Raw genomic sequence first — 15,041 nt, forward strand, 5'->3', positions numbered from 1 at the left:
CGCTTTCAGTCGAATTTGACACGCGGGTCCACCCAGACATAACAGAGATCGGAAATCAGCTTGGTCACCAGGCCGATCAGCGTGAAGAGGTACAGGGTGCCGAGCACCACCGGGTAGTCGCGCCGTATCACGCTCTCATAGCCGAGCAGGCCCAACCCGTCGAGAGAGAACAGCGTTTCGATGAGCAGCGAGCCCGCGAAGAACGCGCCGATGAAGGCCGATGGCAAGCCCGTGATGATCGGGATGAGCGCATTGCGGAACACATGCTTCCACAGCACCTGCCGCTCACCCAGCCCCTTGGCGCGGGCGGTGAGAACGTATTGCTTGCGGATTTCTTCGAGAAAAGCGTTCTTGGTGAGCATGGCCGTCACCGCAAAGCTGCCGAGCACCATGGCGGTGACGGGCAGCGTGATGTGCCAGAGGTAGTCGACGATGCGGGCGCCCCAGCTCAGCTCATCCCAGTTGGACGAGGTCAATCCTCGCAATGGAAACCACTGAAGCTGCCCGCCGAAAATTACCAGCAGCGCCACCCCGAGCACAAAGCCCGGAATGGCATAGCCGATGAGCACGATGAGCGTGCTGATCAGGTCGAAGCGCGTTCCCGCCCTGACCGCCTTGGCGACGCCCAGCGGCACCGCGACACCGTAGCTGATGAAGAACGTCCATAGGCCCAGGCTGATCGACACCGGCAGCTTCTCGAGAATCAGCGTCCACACATCCTTGTTCTGGAAGAAGCTCCTGCCGAGATCGAAGCGCGCGAACTGGCCGAGCATCTGCCACAGGCGCTCATGCGGCGGCTTGTCGAAGCCGTAGAGCGCCTTGATCTGTTCGAGCCGCTTCGGATCGACACCCTGGTTGCCCCGGTAGGAACCGCCGCCCGATTCGAAACCGCCCCCGCCGCCGGCACCCGCTGTTTTTGCCTCGGCCAGGTATTGCTCTACCGGCCCACCCGGCACGAACTGGATCACGAGGAAAGTGACCAGCAAGACGCCCAGCAGCGTGGGTATGAACAGCAACAGCCGCTTGAGTACATAGGAGAGCACGGTTCGTTTCCTTCTCTTCTATTGTTTCTGCGGCTTGGCCCACCAGGTTCCCATGACCCAGGCTTCGGCACCGGCATACGGCGGCATCGGGGCCTTGAACGCCAGCCGGCGGTCGTCGTAGGTGACCCGGTGCGACGTCAGCGTCCATTGGGGAATCAGGTAGTGGCTGTGCATGACCACCCGGTCCAGCGCGCGGCACGCGGGCAGAAGCTCGGCCTTGCTGTCTGCTTCCACGATTTGCTTCAGCAGCGCGTCGACCGCGGGCGTGGACACGCCCATGTAGTTGCCCGAGCTCTCCGTCTTGGCGGCCTTGCTGCCGAAGATCTCGAGGAGCTGCTGGCCCGGATTGTTGGTGCCCGGAAAGTTGATGGTGGTGATGTCGAACTCGAACCGGTCGAGGCGCTCCTGGTAGAGCGCGAAGTCGACCGGCGCGAAGTTCAATGAGATGCCGAGCTTTTCGAGATTGCGCATCCACGGCGATACCGTGCGCACGCCGCCTTCCTTGCTGTCCAGGTATTCCAGTGTCATTGCCTCGCCCTTTGCGTTGCGCAGTGCACCGTTCCGGTATTCCCAGCCGGCGGCTTTCAGCAGGTCGCGGGCGCGTCGAAGGTTGTTGCGCAGCGACTGCCCGGCGCCTTCCGTGGTGGGCGGGGCATACATCGGGCCGAAGCTCGCCTCCGGGATCTTGCCTCGCCAGGGCTCGAGCAGCGCCTTCTCTTCCGCGGAGGGCAAGCCTTGGGCTTCGCAGTCGGTGTTGCCGAACAGGTCCTTCACGCGTGGATAGCCGTTGTAGAACATCTGGCGGTTCATCCACTCATAGTCCAGCGCCAGGCCCAGCGCCTCGCGCACGCGCGGGTCGCTCAGCTTGTCGCGGCGGCTGTTCAGCACGAAGCTCTGGAACCCGGAAGGCTTCCTGTGCGGAAACTCCCGCTTGATGAGCTCGCCGGAGTCGAAGCGCTTGCCCGTGACGCGGCGCGCCCAGTCGCCCGCCGAGTAGAAGCTCATCATGTCGAACTCCCCGGCCTTCAGCGCCTCCAGGCGGGCCGTGTTGTCCTTGTAGATCTTGATGGTGATGCGGTCGAAGTTCTGCGCGCCGCGGTTCACCGCCAGATTGCGCCCCCAGTAATTGGGATCGCGCACATAGGTGATGTCCTTGCCGAAGCGCACGGGCCCGATCTTGTAGGCCCCGCTACCGATCGGGATGTCCATCACCACCTGGTCGAAAGGCTTGGCCTTGCCGTTCTCCACGCCCCAGGCACGGCTGAAGACGGGAAGTCCGCCGACGATCAACGGCAGTTCGCGGTTCGGCGTCTTGAAGCGGAAGCGGATGGTGCGGGCGTCCAGCACGTCGGCGCCCTCCACCTCCTGCAGCATGGTCTTGTATCCGGGCGAGGTGAAGGGGCCGATCAGCGTGTCGTAGCTGTGCTTCACATCGGCGGCTTCCACGGGCGTGCCGTTGTGGAAGCGGGCCTCCGGACGCAGACGGAACGTGACGCTGCGGCGGTCCGGCGCAACCGAGACGTCTTCGGCCAGCAGGCCGTAGCCCGAAGCGGTTTCGTCCATCGATCCGGTCAGCAGCGAGTCGAACAGCAGCCCGTCCAGGTAGGCCGGCGGCGCCCCCTTGATGGTGAAGGGGTTGTACTTGTCGAAGGTCGAATAGCGCTGGTTGCTCACGAGCCGGAGCTCGCCGCCCTTGGGTGCGTCGGGGTTGACGTAGTCGAACGACTGGAAGCCGGGCGCGTATTTCAGGTCGTCCCAAAGTGCATATCCGTGCGCCCCCCATGCGGGAACCGCGCACAACGTCAATAACCAAGCCCAGGTAAACCGCATGCGAGAATTCTGCCCAAGATTTTCACGAGGCAACTTCATGGGCTTTCTTTCCGGCAAAAAACTGTTGATCACCGGCGTGTTGAGCAATCGCTCCATTGCCTACGGCATCGCCAAGGCCTGCCACGAACAAGGCGCCGAGCTCGCCTTCAGCTATGTCGGCGAGCGGTTCAAGGACCGTATCACCGAATTCGCCGCCGATTTCGACTCCAAGCTGATTTTTGACTGCGACGTGGGTGACGACGCTCAGATCGACAAGCTTTTTGCTGATCTGGCGCAGACCTGGCCCAAGTTCGACGGTTTCGTGCACAGCATCGGCTTTGCACCGCGCGAAGCCATCGCGGGCGACTTTCTCGAGGGGCTCTCGCGCGAGGGCTTCAAGATTGCGCACGACATCAGCGCCTACAGCTTTCCCGCCATGGCCAAGGCGGCCCTGCCCTACCTGAACGACAAGTCGGCGCTCCTGACGCTGACCTACCTCGGCGCCGAGCGCGCGCTGCCCAACTACAACACCATGGGCCTGGCCAAGGCCTCGCTCGAAGCTTCGGTGCGCTACGCCGCGGCGTCGCTCGGCCCCAAGGGCATGCGGGTCAACGGCATCAGTGCCGGCCCCATCAAGACGCTGGCGGCCAGCGGCATCAAGGGCTTCGGCAAGATGCTGTCCGCCGTGGCAGACGCCTCTCCGATCCGCCGCAACGTGACGATCGAAGAAGTCGGCAACGTGGCCGCCTTTCTGCTGAGCGACCTGGCCAGCGGCGTCACGGCCGAAATCACCTACGTGGATGGCGGCTTCAGCAACGTCGTGGCGGGGATGGCTGAATAAAGGGACTGGTTCCCAACTTCGGTCGAATGCTTCTTCATCGATTGACTGCCGCTTCTTGCTGACCCGACGCTTCTTCCTGCTCGCCGGGCTTGGCGCGCTGGCGGCCGGTGCGGCCGCAGCGCGCGGCGCCGCTCCGGCGCTGATGCTGGCCGAGGTCTATCGCCCCGGGATGTCGTTGGCCGACTACTGGGTCAGCGAAAAGTACGACGGGGTGCGCGGCTACTGGGACGGCAAGCGGCTCTGGACGCGCGGCGGCGAGCCGGTGGTGGCGCCTGCCTGGTTTACCGCGCCGCTGCCAAAGCAGCCGCTCGACGGCGAGTTGTGGGCCGGCCGGGGCCAGTTTGCACACGCCGTTTCCACGGTGCGCAGCCAAACGCCCAACGACAGCGCCTGGCACAGCGTGCGCTTCATGGTGTTCGACCTGCCGAGCCAGGGCGGCGATTTCACGGCGCGGCTCGCGGCCTTGCGCAAGCTGCTGCCGATCACCGACGCCCCTTGGGTCGTGCCCGTGCCGCAAGAGCGGGCCACCACGCATGCGGACCTGCAGGCGCTGCTCGACAAGACGGTGAAGATGGGCGGCGAAGGCCTCATGCTGCACCGGGGCGGATCGCTCTATCGCGCGGAACGCAACAACGACCTGCTCAAGGTAAAGCCCCATGAAGACGCCGACGCCCGCGTGGTGGGCCATGTGCCGGGCAAAGGCAGGCACAGCGGGCGGTTGGGTGCGCTGCTGGTTGAAACGCCCGAAGGCAAGCGCTTCAAGCTCGGCACCGGCCTGACCGATGCCGAGCGCGACAATCCGCCAGCGGTCGGCAGCTGGGTGACCTACCGCTTCAACGGCATGAACGCCAGCGGCCTGCCGAGGTTTGCACGCTTCATGCGGGCGCGGATCGACCTGCCCTCTTGAACGCAGCGCGCTGAGCGCGCCGCGTGCTTCCTTCGTTTCTTATTTCTTCGACGCAGCAACGCAGTCCGCGTAGTAGCGCTTCTTGCCGGTTTCGTCGATGCGCGCCACCAAGCCGTGGATGTCGGTCTCGAAGCCCGGGCACTGCAGGTTGAACTCGCGCGAGAACTTGAGGTAATCAACGATCTTCTTGTTGAACACTTCGCCGGGAATGAGCAGCGGAATGCCCGGCGGGTACGGCGTGATCAGGCTGGTGGTGATGCGGCCTTCGAGCTCGTCGATTTCCACGCGCTCGGTCTTGCGGTGCGCAATGTGGGCAAAGGCGTCGCTGGGCTTCATGGCCGGCGTCAGGTCGCTCAGGTACATCTCGGTCGTGAGGCGCGCCACGTCGTAGCGTGCGTACAGCTGGTGGATGTGCTGGCACAGGTCGCGCAGGCCCAGGCGTTCGTAGCCCGGGTGCTGCTGGCAGAACTCGGGCAGGATGCGCCACATCGGCTGGTTGCGCGCGTAGTCGTCCTTGAACTGCTGCAGGGCAGTGAGCAGCGTGTTCCAGCGGCCCTTGGTGATGCCGATGGTGAACATGATGAAGAAACTGTAGAGCCCGGTCTTCTCCACGATCACGCCGTGCTCGGCGAGGAACTTGGTCACCACGCTCGCGGGAATGCCCGTCTCGGCAAAGTTGCCCTCGAGGTCGAGGCCCGGCGTCACGATGGTCGACTTGATCGGGTCGAGCATGTTGAAGCCGTCGGCCAGTTCGCCAAAGCCGTGCCAGTTGCGCGGCGACTTCTTGCTCTTGCTCGGCTTGCCGTTCTTCTCGCCCGTCATGATCCAGTCTTCGGCGCGGCCGATGCCTTCGTCGACGAGCTTTTCAGGGCCCCAGACCTTGAACCACCATTCGTCCTTGCCGAACTCCTCCTCCACCTTGCGCATGGCGCGGCGGAAGTCGAGCGCCTCGAGAATGCTCTCTTCCACCAGCGCCGTGCCGCCGGGCGGCTCCATCATGGCGGCGGCCACGTCGCAGCTCGCGATGATCGCGTACTGCGGACTGGTCGACGAGTGCATGAGATAGGCCTCGTTGAACAGGTCGCGGTCGAGCGCGCGGTTCTGCGAGTCTTGCACCAGCACATGGCTGGCCTGGCTGATGCCCGCGAGCAGCTTGTGCGTCGATTGCGTGGCAAACACCAGCGATTCCTTCGGGCGCACGCGGCGCTTGCCCATGGCATGGTAGGCGCCATAAAACGGGTGGAAGGCCGCATGCGGCAGCCAAGCCTCGTCGAAGTGCAGCGTGTCGACATAGCCATCGAGCATGTTCTTGATGGTCTCGGTGTTGTAGATCACACCGTCGTAGGTCGACTGGGTGAGCGTCATCACTCGCGGCTTGACCTTGTTCGGGTCCACGTCGGCCAGCAGCGGATTGGCCTTGATCTTGGCCTTGATGGCGCTCTGCTCGAACTCGCTCTTCGGAATCGGGCCGATGATGCCGAAATGGTTGCGCGTGGGCTTCATGAACACCGGAATCGCGCCGGTCATGATGATCGCGTGCAGGATCGACTTGTGGCAGTTGCGGTCGACCACCACCACGTCGTCGGGCGCCACCGTGTGGTGCCACACCATCTTGTTGCTGGTGCTGGTGCCGTTGGTCACGAAGAAGCAATGGTCGGCATTGAAGATGCGCGCCGCATTGCGCTCGCTGGCCGCCACCGGGCCGGTGTGGTCGAGCAGCTGGCCGAGTTCTTCCACCGCGTTGCAGACGTCGGCGCGCAGCATGTTCTCGCCGAAGAACTGGTGGAACATCTGGCCCACCGGGCTCTTCAGGAACGCCACGCCGCCCGAGTGGCCCGGGCAGTGCCAGGAATACGAGCCGTCTTCGGCGTAGTCGATCAGCGCCTTGAAGAACGGCGGCTGCACGCCTTCGAGATAGCTCTTGGCCTCGCGGATGATGTGGCGCGCCACGAACTCCGGCGTGTCCTCGAACATGTGGATGAAGCCGTGCAGCTCGCGCAAGATGTCGTTCGGAATATGGCGCGAAGTCTTGGTTTCGCCGTAAATGTAGATCGGCACATCGGCGTTCTTGCGCCGCACCTCGCCAATGAAGTTCCGCAGGCTGAGCACGGCCGGGTCCAGGTCTGGACCCACGGTGAATTCCTCGTCGTCGATCGACAGGATGAACGCGCTGGCACGGCTTTGCTGCTGGGCGAACTGGCTCAGGTCACCATAGCTCGTGACGCCCAGCACCTCGAAGCCCTCGCTTTCGAAGGCCTGCGCAAGCGCGCGAATACCGAGGCCCGAGGTGTTTTCGGAGCGGAAGTCCTCGTCGATGATGACGATGGGGAAGCGAAATTTCATGAGCAGGGCTCCGGACAGGCAATGAGGCGCGAAGTGTACGGAATTCGGATGAAGGATTGCGTGAGCTTTTGACTCAGAATGTCGAGCGTCCATCAAAGAGGAGAAGACATGGAGAATTCCACCATCTGGTGGCTTGTGGCAGGAGGGGCGATCGTGCTCGAGTTGCTGTCCGGCACCGTTTACCTGTTGCTGCTGGCCACCGGCTTCGCAGCCGCGGCCGTTGCGGCGCACATGGGGGCGAACACCGTCATGCAGCTCATCGTGGCTGCGGTGGTCGGCGTAGGTGCCGTGCTGGTCTGGTATGCCGTACAGCGCAGGCGCCCCGCCGCGCCGCCAACGCAGGAGAACCGCGACATCAACCTGGACATCGGCGAAACGATCCAGATCGAGGCGTGGAATCCGGACGGCACGGCAAGTGTGCGCTATCGTGGCGCCCAGTGGACCGTCGTTCAGCGCGCCGGTCGCTCTCCATCCACCGGTGAGCACCGGGTCGTCGAGGTCATCGGCAGTCGCCTCGTGGTCGAGAAGACTTAGTCAGAATTAAGAGGAAAACATCATGGAATTTTCGGTTCCCATCATCATCCTGGTCATTGCGATCATCTTCATCAGCCAGTCGGTCAAGTTCGTGCCGCAGCAGAACGCATGGGTCCGCGAGCGCCTGGGCAAGTACCACGGCACCATGACGCCGGGCCCCAACTTCCTGATCCCGTTCATCGACCGGGTCGCCTACAAGCACAGCCTGAAGGAAATTCCGCTCGACGTGCCCAGCCAGATCTGCATCACGCGGGACAACACCCAGCTGCAGGTCGACGGCATCCTGTACTTCCAGGTGACCGACCCGATGCGGGCGAGCTACGGCTCGTCCAACTACATCGTGGCCGTGACGCAGCTGGCGCAAACGTCGCTGCGCAGCGTGATCGGCAAGCTCGAACTCGACAAGACCTTCGAGGAGCGCGACGTCATCAATGCGCAAGTGGTTGCCGCCATCGACGAGGCTGCGCTCAACTGGGGCGTGAAAGTGCTGCGCTACGAAATCAAGGACCTGACGCCGCCCAAGGAAATTCTGCTCGCCATGCAGGCGCAGATCACCGCCGAACGCGGCAAGCGCGCCCTCATCGCCGCCTCCGAAGGCCGTCGGCAGGAGCAGATCAACATCGCCACCGGCGAACGCGAGGCTTTCATTGCCCGCTCAGAGGGTGAAAAGCAGGCCCAGATCAACAACGCCCAGGGCGAGGCGGCCGCGATCACGGCGGTGGCCACCGCCACGGCCGACGCCATCGAGCGCGTGGCTGCGGCCATTCGCCAACCGGGTGGCGAACAGGCCGTGCAGCTCAAGGTGGCCGAGCGCGCCGTCGATGCCTACGGCAAGGTGGCGGCCGATTCCAAGACCACGCTGATCGTGCCGAGCAACATGAGCGAAACGGCGGCACTCATCGCCTCGGCCATGCGCATGGTCCAGGCTGGCAAACCGCAAAATCCGGCCTGAGCGACTGCTACAATCGAAGGCTCAGGAGCGGTGGATGAGCGGTTTAAGTCGCACGCCTGGAAAGCGTGTGAGGGTTAATAGCCCTCCGCGGGTTCGAATCCCGCCTGCTCCGCCAAACTATGGCCCCAGTAGCTGCCCTGCTACTGGGGCTTTTTGTTGCATGGCCGCCCATAGGGGGCTTGGCGGGGCCGCATGCAATGGTTTTGCCCATGTTTTGCTTTGGCAAAGTCGACGAGCGCCCAGTGTGGCCCAAGGGCGTGCAACCGGCCGCAACCGGGCAGGCTAGGTTGGGCGCGTGCTGCACACCGCACACGCCATTAAGGCCGTGCAGGGCTCCTACGGGGCGGTTTGCCAACAGCTTCCGCCCCCTGGCTGGCTCGGTGAGGCAGCTGCCGGCTTGGCTGGTACACCCCTGCCCCTACCGCCCGCCCCACCTCACGCCGCTGCTTTGCCGCACGCCTCAACGCTGACTTGCGGTCTACGAGGTAGAGAGCGGTCGAAGCATTGGGGACCCAACAAGCTGGCGGCCAAACAACAGGATTGAGATAGATGAAGCGGGCGCGAATTTCGGCTTCGCGTGTCTTCAGTTCGGGAGCGGGGTCGAGGCGTCCAAACCTGCCGGCACGGGAGCGGCCAAGCTCACGGACCACAGGCCTTCCGCCTCCTGCCGTGACACCAGCAGGTCGTAGGTCCGGACCATGTCGAGCAAGCCGGAGTGACCGTAGGATTTCGGCGAAAAGGCCGGGTCCGTACGCTTCAGGTACTGGCCGAGCGCCCCCAGATCAACCTTGCCCTCAGAGGTGTCGCTGGCGAGCAGGCTCACGGCATCGATGAGGAACCGAGGCCTGCGCTTGACCGCTGGCTTGGCGGCTGCTTCCGGCTTCGCGATCTCGGGCTTCACGGCGGCCCTTTCGGGCGTGTCCACTGCTAGTTCCGGTGCCTCGGGCCTGACCCACTCGAAAAATTGGTCGCTGGCATTGCGTAGCGCGTCCGGCGTCTTGGCCTCGCCGACGATGCAGACCGTCGCCCCGCGCTCTCGCAGCTTGCGGCACAGATAGGCAAAATCGGAATCACTGGTGACCAGGCAGAAGGTATCGGCCCGGTGATCGAACATGGCTTCCATCGCATCCAGGGCCAGCGCGATGTCTGCGGTGTTCTTGCCCGGAGCGTACTGATACTGTAGGCACGGGGTGAACGCCAGGCGGACCAGCGCCTCCTGCCATTTATTGGCCAGAGTGGCGTGATTCCCATATCCGCGACGCAAGACGACACGTCCAAACTGAGCAATCACGCGCAGCGCGTATTCCAGGATTTCCGGCGTAACGTTGTCGCAGTCCACGAGGACCGCCACCCGAGTTTCACCGCTCATGGTCGAAGGATTCATTCGAAGACTCAATGTTCAGCGCCCAAGGGCGTCGGATGCCTCGAAAACACCTCTGGTACTTGGCGGCCGCATTAAGGCCCGCTGCTGACGCTCGCACACGGCCGGCGCACCAGCATGGGGGCCTTGCATTCCTATGCCGACGCACAAGCGGATCCGCCGATTTCTATTTTCCAGAGCCGGAGCCCTTAGCGATATGTGCTGAGCAGTGCCTTTAGCCGCTCTCGCGCCGGCGGCTTCAAACGTTCCGACCCCGCAAGTTCGCTGGCTTTGGCGAGAATGCTGGTCCTCGCCTCGGCTTGTGACGTCTTGTAGAACTGCAGGAGCTGCTGTGCGTTGTCAGAAACGGCCTTGGGAATCGGTTTCGCCCCGCTCCGGTAGACCATCTTCTCGGGTCCAGGCAGGACGTTGGAAAGCTTGGGCTGAAGCACGGTCAGCATCGCAAGCTGGATGCCAATCGTCTCGACGTACTCTTCTTGGTACCACTTGCCTTGGCTTTTCTCAAACGCTGTTTCATATCGCTGGAGCATCGGCGGCAGCGCGTTGAGAATTTCGTTCGTGGTCTTCTCGTTGCCGACCCCGCCGTGAGCAAGTCCGTAAAACACCATTGCCGCGTTGTCGGCATTGAGCACGGTGTCGACGCTTCGGCCACCTTCGTCATGCAGCCACAAAGGTTCATCGGGGTAGGCGATTTGCCGCTTTTCAGCTGCGCGCAGCGCGAACACGTACTGAGTCAAAAGGCTTGAACTTTGAATCACCGGATAAGGCAAGACAGGCAGCGCCGCGCGCCCGCATGCAGTCGTCGCAACGATGGCGCTGAGCGCAAGCACAAGGCGGAGTCGAGGGAACAGCTTCATGTGACCAGTGTAAGCCTTGGTAACCAAAAGAGCATCCCCTGTTCTGGGGAGATGGACTGGTGAAACTACTTCCCCCTTCGCAGGGTTTGCATGCCCCCCCATAAACATGGGACCTCGATAGTTCTAGCGGCGCCCAAAGCACTCGTTTTTCATATTGGGACATACCCGCAATTTCTAGCGTGACTCCCTCACGTCGTCGAAACACTACCTCACACTTCCTGCGCAGTCGCCTTGGCTGCATCTGGAGGAAATGACATGGCCGGAGTTGGAACCACAGCGAGAACGGGCGAGAAATGCCCAGAGAGCGGTGTTTGGCAATCACAGGATTCGCCATCTACCACCGCCCCTATCGCCAGGGGAAATGTGATGCCGCCGCATAACGGCAAGGCAGTTACTTGGAAGCTCACGCAGTTGGCGTGATACCCCAAGGAGCCGCACGACTGGGGTCGTCGGCTCTGCATAGCCTAAGACGGAAGCGCCATGAACAATGTCGTGACAAAACATTGAGGGCCAGCGTCACATAGCGTGCCAAACAGTGAGTGCCCCAGCGAGCAGCACAGCGCTCACCCGCGCCTACCGAAAACGCCTACTGTGGGCTCTTCATTTCGGATTGGGCGTGTTTCGAGCCCATTCGCGACAACCCAGGAGCGGCGCCTCACGCCGCCGTCCTACTATCCCGTACAGTCTCCTCCGCACGATGCATCTGCGCGAAATGGCCTGTTTGCTCGAGTTGCTTTCGACGCTCCGCGATGGCCAGTTCCCTTGCCAGCTGCCCACCGTGCTCTTTGACCAGAAATTCCTTGTAGATGGTTTCGCCATTGCTGCGAGTTCTGGCGATCCAGGCACGCGGCTGGCCATCGCTGTCAGACCGGCAAAAAACGCCAGGCATGCCCGTTTTGTTGTTGCGCCGGACCACCTCAGCCTTCGTTATCCTTTTGGTCAACCAAAGCTCGGGCGGTACCGGCGGTGCAGTCGGGTCAACGTTGTCTGCGGGGTGTCTCGATGCGCGTCCCTTGACAAGGTCGAGATGTTTCTGGCGCTCGGCAATGGCAAGCAGCTTGGCTTGCTTGCCGTAGCGACCGACCGAGAATGACTTGAGCAATGTCTGGGAGCCGATGCGTGTCTGCGCCATCCAGAGTTGCGGCTTGCCATCCGGCCCCAGTCGACATCGAACGCCAGCGACGCCGGATTTGTTGGTGCTGATGATCCGCTCGGACCTCTCGCGCTTCAGGGCTGGGGGATGCAACCGCACGGTTTCGTCGCGCCAGGCCCGTGCGGCCGCGAGCGCGGCCTCAGGGCTGCCGTAGGTGATGTGCGAGAAGCTCTTTGAAAACTGTTGCTTGTTGCGCCTCAAGATGACGACCCACTTCGTGTCGACATGGCTGATGCCATACATGGCGTCGGAATTGCGGGCTCCTTTGGGCATGGCGATCAGGCTTCGATGCGGTTCGAGGCTCGTGGGATGTACCGTGTGCTCAATGGCCCGACGCGTGCGTTGACTTCACTGCATAATCTTTTGCAACGACGCCGTGCTCCGAGTTCGCATTGACCATCGACGGGCGTACCCAGACGACCTTCTCCGGCAAGCGCCGCAGGTGGCCACGCCGCAGATGCATTCGCGGCGCCCCGTGCGATCCGCGGCCTTGACCAGCACCAGGGGCCCGACGCTCGTCCGAAAGTTCCAGGACCTTGTAGCTAAAAAAAGGCTGCTTGCCTTTGGCCCGCCGCTTCTTGTTCAAGGCCTCGGGCGCGGCTAGGTCGGCTGTGCCGACATTGGCGCAATTGAGCACGCTACAGACCTGAATCAGCACCATGATTTCGTCATGGGTGTCGAGCATGATCTGTGCGTAGGCCTTGTCGACGCTCCCATATTGGGCGACAGCTTGCTCGAAATGTTCACGCAACAGCCAAAACGGCTCGGCGCTGAACTGTTGGCCCAACTTCCGACCGGCTCCTGCCATGGCTTCATGCGCAATACGCGAAGCTGGCAGGATCTGGTGCGCGTCCGTGACGCTCACTACCTCGTTGTCGTAGGGCAGGAACGCTCCGCCGATCGCGATATTCCACGAGTCGAAGGATGGCCCCCAGTAGATGGGGACAACGAACACGCCGCCCTGGGGAAATCTCTGCAGGATCTCGTTGAGTCCGGGCATGACTTCGTGCTCTGCGCTTGCTTCCCAGCACAGCGCGATCCGCTTGGTCGCTGGCAACTGCTTGAACTCACCGATCTGGTCGGGACCTGCCTCACGCTGCCACGGCGCTTCCAGGGCGACCACAGGGAATGGGAGACGAAACAGATCAAGGTGCGCCTGCTTCATCTCTTCGGGATCGATCAGGTCACAACAATTGGGCAGAATGAACTTGACACTCTGGCGTAGCACGTCAGCGAGCCGAAGCACAGTTCGGGCGGATTGTGGTGCGACGGGCCGCAGCGCCCGTTCGAGCTTCTGCATGTCTTCGATGGCGTGCGCGCAGTAGTTCAGCGGTTCAACTTGCATGATTCACAGTTCTCCTGGCTTGGTGTTGTTCGCTGGCGGAATACACCTGTCGATGGGCAGAGCCCATTACATAGAAGCCACATCGGCCCCCACCACAGGTCCTTCGTAGCAACCGATCGCCGTCAGAAACTCGCATTGAGGTTGAAGCCGAAGGTGGTCTTGGCCGTTCGATATCCCTCCGGCTTGCTGATAGGCGCGCCGACAAAGAAGTCATAGCTGAGCTTGCTCCACTGCCCCCGCACCCCGACGACCGCGCCCGCCAGGCTGCGGCCCAGCAGGTCCGCGGTGGAGCGCCCGCCAACATGCCCATAGTCGGCGCCGACATACAGTTCCGCCCCGCTCTGTCCCATGGCCCAGCCAACATCGTTGCGAATCAGCCAGCCCCGCTCGCCCATCAGGCTTGTCTCGCCGTCGAAGCCGCGCACCGTGTAGCGCCCGCCAATCGAAAACCGGTCCTGCGGCGTCAGCGGCGTGCGGTTCCACTGCGCGCGGATCAAGCCCGAATAGCGCAGCTTCTGCGCACCCAGCTTGAACGGCGCATTCAGGCTCACCTCGGCCGTGTACAGCTTCATGCGCGAGGTGCCTTCGCCAAATTCTTCTTCCGGCGCCGCAATGGAACCGAAGCCGCCCGTGCCATGCTTGACCGCCAGCGTGCCCTCCAGCGTGGCCTCGCCGATGAACTCCTTGTGATTGAGGCCGAGCTCCCAGCCACCCACCACCCGGTGCTGCACATCGACCTCGGTGTCGTCCACGAAGTTGCGCGACTCGCGCCGGAAGCCCTTCAGCGCCAACGTCGTCTTGCGGCGCTGGTCGCGGTACAGCAGGCGCGAGAGCTTGACCTCGGCGTTGTTGGTCTTGCCCGCATACACATAGTCCTGGTTCAGCCCGGCCACGCTCTGGTGGTACTGGCTGTTCGAGGCTGTGAGCCCCAGCATCCAGTAGCCGTACGGCAGCGAGTAATGCACCGTCTGGCCCTCGGTGCCATAGCTCGGCTCCGAGAGAAAGTGGCTGTTGATGCTGTGGTTGGCGCTCAGGTAGAACAGGTCGTTCAGCCCGAACGGGTTGTCCACCGACACCGTGGCGCCGGCCTGGTAGCGGCCCGTGGCCTTGGTGCCGCTGTCGTCCAGGCTCAGGGCCACGCGCCACTTCCTGGCCTGCACGTACTTGACCACCAGGTCGCTGTCGCCCGGCCTGGCATCGGGCGCGGTCGAGGGCTCGATCTGGATGTCGGCCTCGGCCGTGGGCGCGCGCTTGAGGTTCTCCAGCCCCTGCTCGATGTCGCGCAGGTTCAAGAGATCGCCCGGCCGGGCGGGAATGGCCGAACCCAGCAAGGCACCGCTGCCCAGCAGCGTCGAGGAAGAATCCGGCGTCAGGCGGATGGCCGCGATGCGCCCGGGCACCAGCGAGAGGGTCAGGGTGCCGGTGGAGAGGTCCTGCGGCGCGGCCAGCACGCGGGTGGTGACAAAGCCGCGCGCGATGGCCGCCTGCTGGGCGCGGGCGAGCACCACGTTGACGCCTGCGGTGCCCAGGCAGCGGCCGAGGGGGGAATCGTTGCCGTCAGGGCCGGAGAGGTCGGAAATCGCCCACTGGAACAATTCGGCCTGCTCGCCGACCAGCAGCACGCGGTCGATGCGAAAGCACGGGGCTTCGGTCTCGGGAATGCGTGCCACCGGCGCAGGCGGGGCCGCCTGCGGGCGCTGGTCGACCGTGCGCTCGTTCTGCTCGCGCAGGGCGCGTTCGCGTTCCTGCTGGCGCTGCTGCTCTACGAAGGGCTGGGGGGTGGTTGAGACTTGGGCCATCCCAAGAGATGGAATAGCAAAAACCCCCACCAAACACTGCCGAAGGATAAAAATTGGGTGACGATTCATACAGGAGC

The 15,041-nt window shown here is 63.1% G+C and carries 12 protein-coding genes and 1 tRNA gene; 5 read left to right on the plus strand and 8 right to left on the minus strand.

Annotation, left to right across the window (positions count from 1 at the left end):
* Positions 1 to 5: 5 nt before the first annotated feature.
* Together EJI00_RS02610 and EJI00_RS02615 are read right to left on the minus strand one after the other, a co-directional pair.
* The gene (locus tag EJI00_RS02610) at positions 6 to 1,043 is read right to left on the minus strand and encodes a microcin C ABC transporter permease YejB (RefSeq protein WP_126745904.1); all 1,038 of its coding nucleotides are present in this window, start codon (positions 1,041 to 1,043) and stop codon (positions 6 to 8) included.
* Positions 1,044 to 1,061: 18 nt separating this feature from the next.
* Positions 1,062 to 2,873, minus strand: a complete 1,812-nt coding sequence (locus EJI00_RS02615; protein WP_126745905.1) for an extracellular solute-binding protein — start codon at positions 2,871 to 2,873, stop codon at positions 1,062 to 1,064.
* 37 nt (positions 2,874 to 2,910) lie between these two features.
* Here EJI00_RS02615 and fabI point away from each other — a divergent pair, with 37 nt between their 5' ends.
* Positions 2,911 to 3,693: an enoyl-ACP reductase FabI gene (gene fabI, locus EJI00_RS02620; RefSeq protein ID WP_126745906.1), complete on the plus strand. Its 783-nt coding sequence runs from the start codon at positions 2,911 to 2,913 to the stop codon at positions 3,691 to 3,693.
* A 55-nt stretch (positions 3,694 to 3,748) separates the two neighbouring features.
* Positions 3,749 to 4,600, plus strand: coding sequence for a DNA ligase (locus EJI00_RS02625; protein WP_126745907.1), 852 nt, complete (start codon positions 3,749 to 3,751; stop codon positions 4,598 to 4,600).
* 39 nt (positions 4,601 to 4,639) lie between these two features.
* Here the strand turns inward: EJI00_RS02625 and EJI00_RS02630 are convergent, their stop codons facing one another.
* A complete protein-coding gene (locus EJI00_RS02630; protein ID WP_126745908.1) occupies positions 4,640 to 6,943 on the minus strand; it encodes an arginine/lysine/ornithine decarboxylase in 2,304 nt (767 codons plus the stop codon).
* Positions 6,944 to 7,051: 108 nt separating this feature from the next.
* Between EJI00_RS02630 and EJI00_RS02635 the strand changes: the two genes are divergently transcribed.
* The 3 genes from EJI00_RS02635 (at position 7,052) to EJI00_RS02645 (ending at position 8,544) form a co-directional block, all read left to right on the plus strand.
* The gene (locus EJI00_RS02635; protein ID WP_126745909.1) at positions 7,052 to 7,477 is read left to right on the plus strand and encodes an NfeD family protein; all 426 of its coding nucleotides are present in this window, start codon (positions 7,052 to 7,054) and stop codon (positions 7,475 to 7,477) included.
* A 22-nt stretch (positions 7,478 to 7,499) separates the two neighbouring features.
* Positions 7,500 to 8,429, plus strand: coding sequence for an SPFH domain-containing protein (locus EJI00_RS02640; protein WP_126745910.1), 930 nt, complete (start codon positions 7,500 to 7,502; stop codon positions 8,427 to 8,429).
* Positions 8,430 to 8,453: 24 nt separating this feature from the next.
* Positions 8,454 to 8,544 (plus strand) — tRNA-Ser (locus EJI00_RS02645).
* A gap of 468 nt (positions 8,545 to 9,012) precedes the next feature.
* Here the strand turns inward: EJI00_RS02645 and EJI00_RS02650 are convergent.
* From EJI00_RS02650 to EJI00_RS02670, 5 genes are all read right to left on the minus strand, one after another.
* A complete protein-coding gene (locus EJI00_RS02650) occupies positions 9,013 to 9,813 on the minus strand; it encodes an NYN domain-containing protein (protein WP_126745911.1) in 801 nt (266 codons plus the stop codon).
* Positions 9,814 to 9,998: 185 nt separating this feature from the next.
* On the minus strand, positions 9,999 to 10,667 hold the full coding sequence (locus EJI00_RS02655) for a hypothetical protein (RefSeq protein WP_126745912.1): 669 nt from the start codon (positions 10,665 to 10,667) through the stop codon (positions 9,999 to 10,001).
* A 655-nt stretch (positions 10,668 to 11,322) separates the two neighbouring features.
* A complete protein-coding gene (locus tag EJI00_RS02660) occupies positions 11,323 to 12,093 on the minus strand; it encodes an AP2 domain-containing protein (protein ID WP_126745913.1) in 771 nt (256 codons plus the stop codon).
* 49 nt (positions 12,094 to 12,142) lie between these two features.
* On the minus strand, positions 12,143 to 13,165 hold the full coding sequence (locus EJI00_RS02665; protein WP_126745914.1) for a hypothetical protein: 1,023 nt from the start codon (positions 13,163 to 13,165) through the stop codon (positions 12,143 to 12,145).
* Positions 13,166 to 13,287: 122 nt separating this feature from the next.
* Positions 13,288 to 14,964 (minus strand): ShlB/FhaC/HecB family hemolysin secretion/activation protein, encoded by a 1,677-nt coding sequence (locus EJI00_RS02670; RefSeq protein ID WP_185868043.1) that lies wholly within the window; start codon positions 14,962 to 14,964, stop codon positions 13,288 to 13,290.
* Positions 14,965 to 15,041: the final 77 nt, after the last annotated feature.

This window comes from Variovorax sp. DXTD-1 (assembly GCF_003984625.1).
Classification (GTDB): domain Bacteria; phylum Pseudomonadota; class Gammaproteobacteria; order Burkholderiales; family Burkholderiaceae_C; genus Variovorax.

Coding starts and splice junctions, on each gene's coding strand:
- EJI00_RS02655 (WP_126745912.1), bottom strand. CDS start 10,667: ATGAAGCTGTTCCCTCGACTCCGCCTTGTGCTTGCGCTCAGCGCCATC.
- EJI00_RS02640 (WP_126745910.1), top strand. CDS start 7,500: ATGGAATTTTCGGTTCCCATCATCATCCTGGTCATTGCGATCATCTTC.
- EJI00_RS02650 (WP_126745911.1), bottom strand. CDS start 9,813: ATGAATCCTTCGACCATGAGCGGTGAAACTCGGGTGGCGGTCCTCGTG.
- EJI00_RS02635 (WP_126745909.1), top strand. CDS start 7,052: ATGGAGAATTCCACCATCTGGTGGCTTGTGGCAGGAGGGGCGATCGTG.
- EJI00_RS02660 (WP_126745913.1), bottom strand. CDS start 12,093: ATGCCCAAAGGAGCCCGCAATTCCGACGCCATGTATGGCATCAGCCAT.
- EJI00_RS02630 (WP_126745908.1), bottom strand. CDS start 6,943: ATGAAATTTCGCTTCCCCATCGTCATCATCGACGAGGACTTCCGCTCC.
- fabI (WP_126745906.1), top strand. CDS start 2,911: ATGGGCTTTCTTTCCGGCAAAAAACTGTTGATCACCGGCGTGTTGAGC.
- EJI00_RS02615 (WP_126745905.1), bottom strand. CDS start 2,873: ATGCGGTTTACCTGGGCTTGGTTATTGACGTTGTGCGCGGTTCCCGCA.
- EJI00_RS02670 (WP_185868043.1), bottom strand. CDS start 14,964: ATGGCCCAAGTCTCAACCACCCCCCAGCCCTTCGTAGAGCAGCAGCGC.
- EJI00_RS02665 (WP_126745914.1), bottom strand. CDS start 13,165: ATGCAAGTTGAACCGCTGAACTACTGCGCGCACGCCATCGAAGACATG.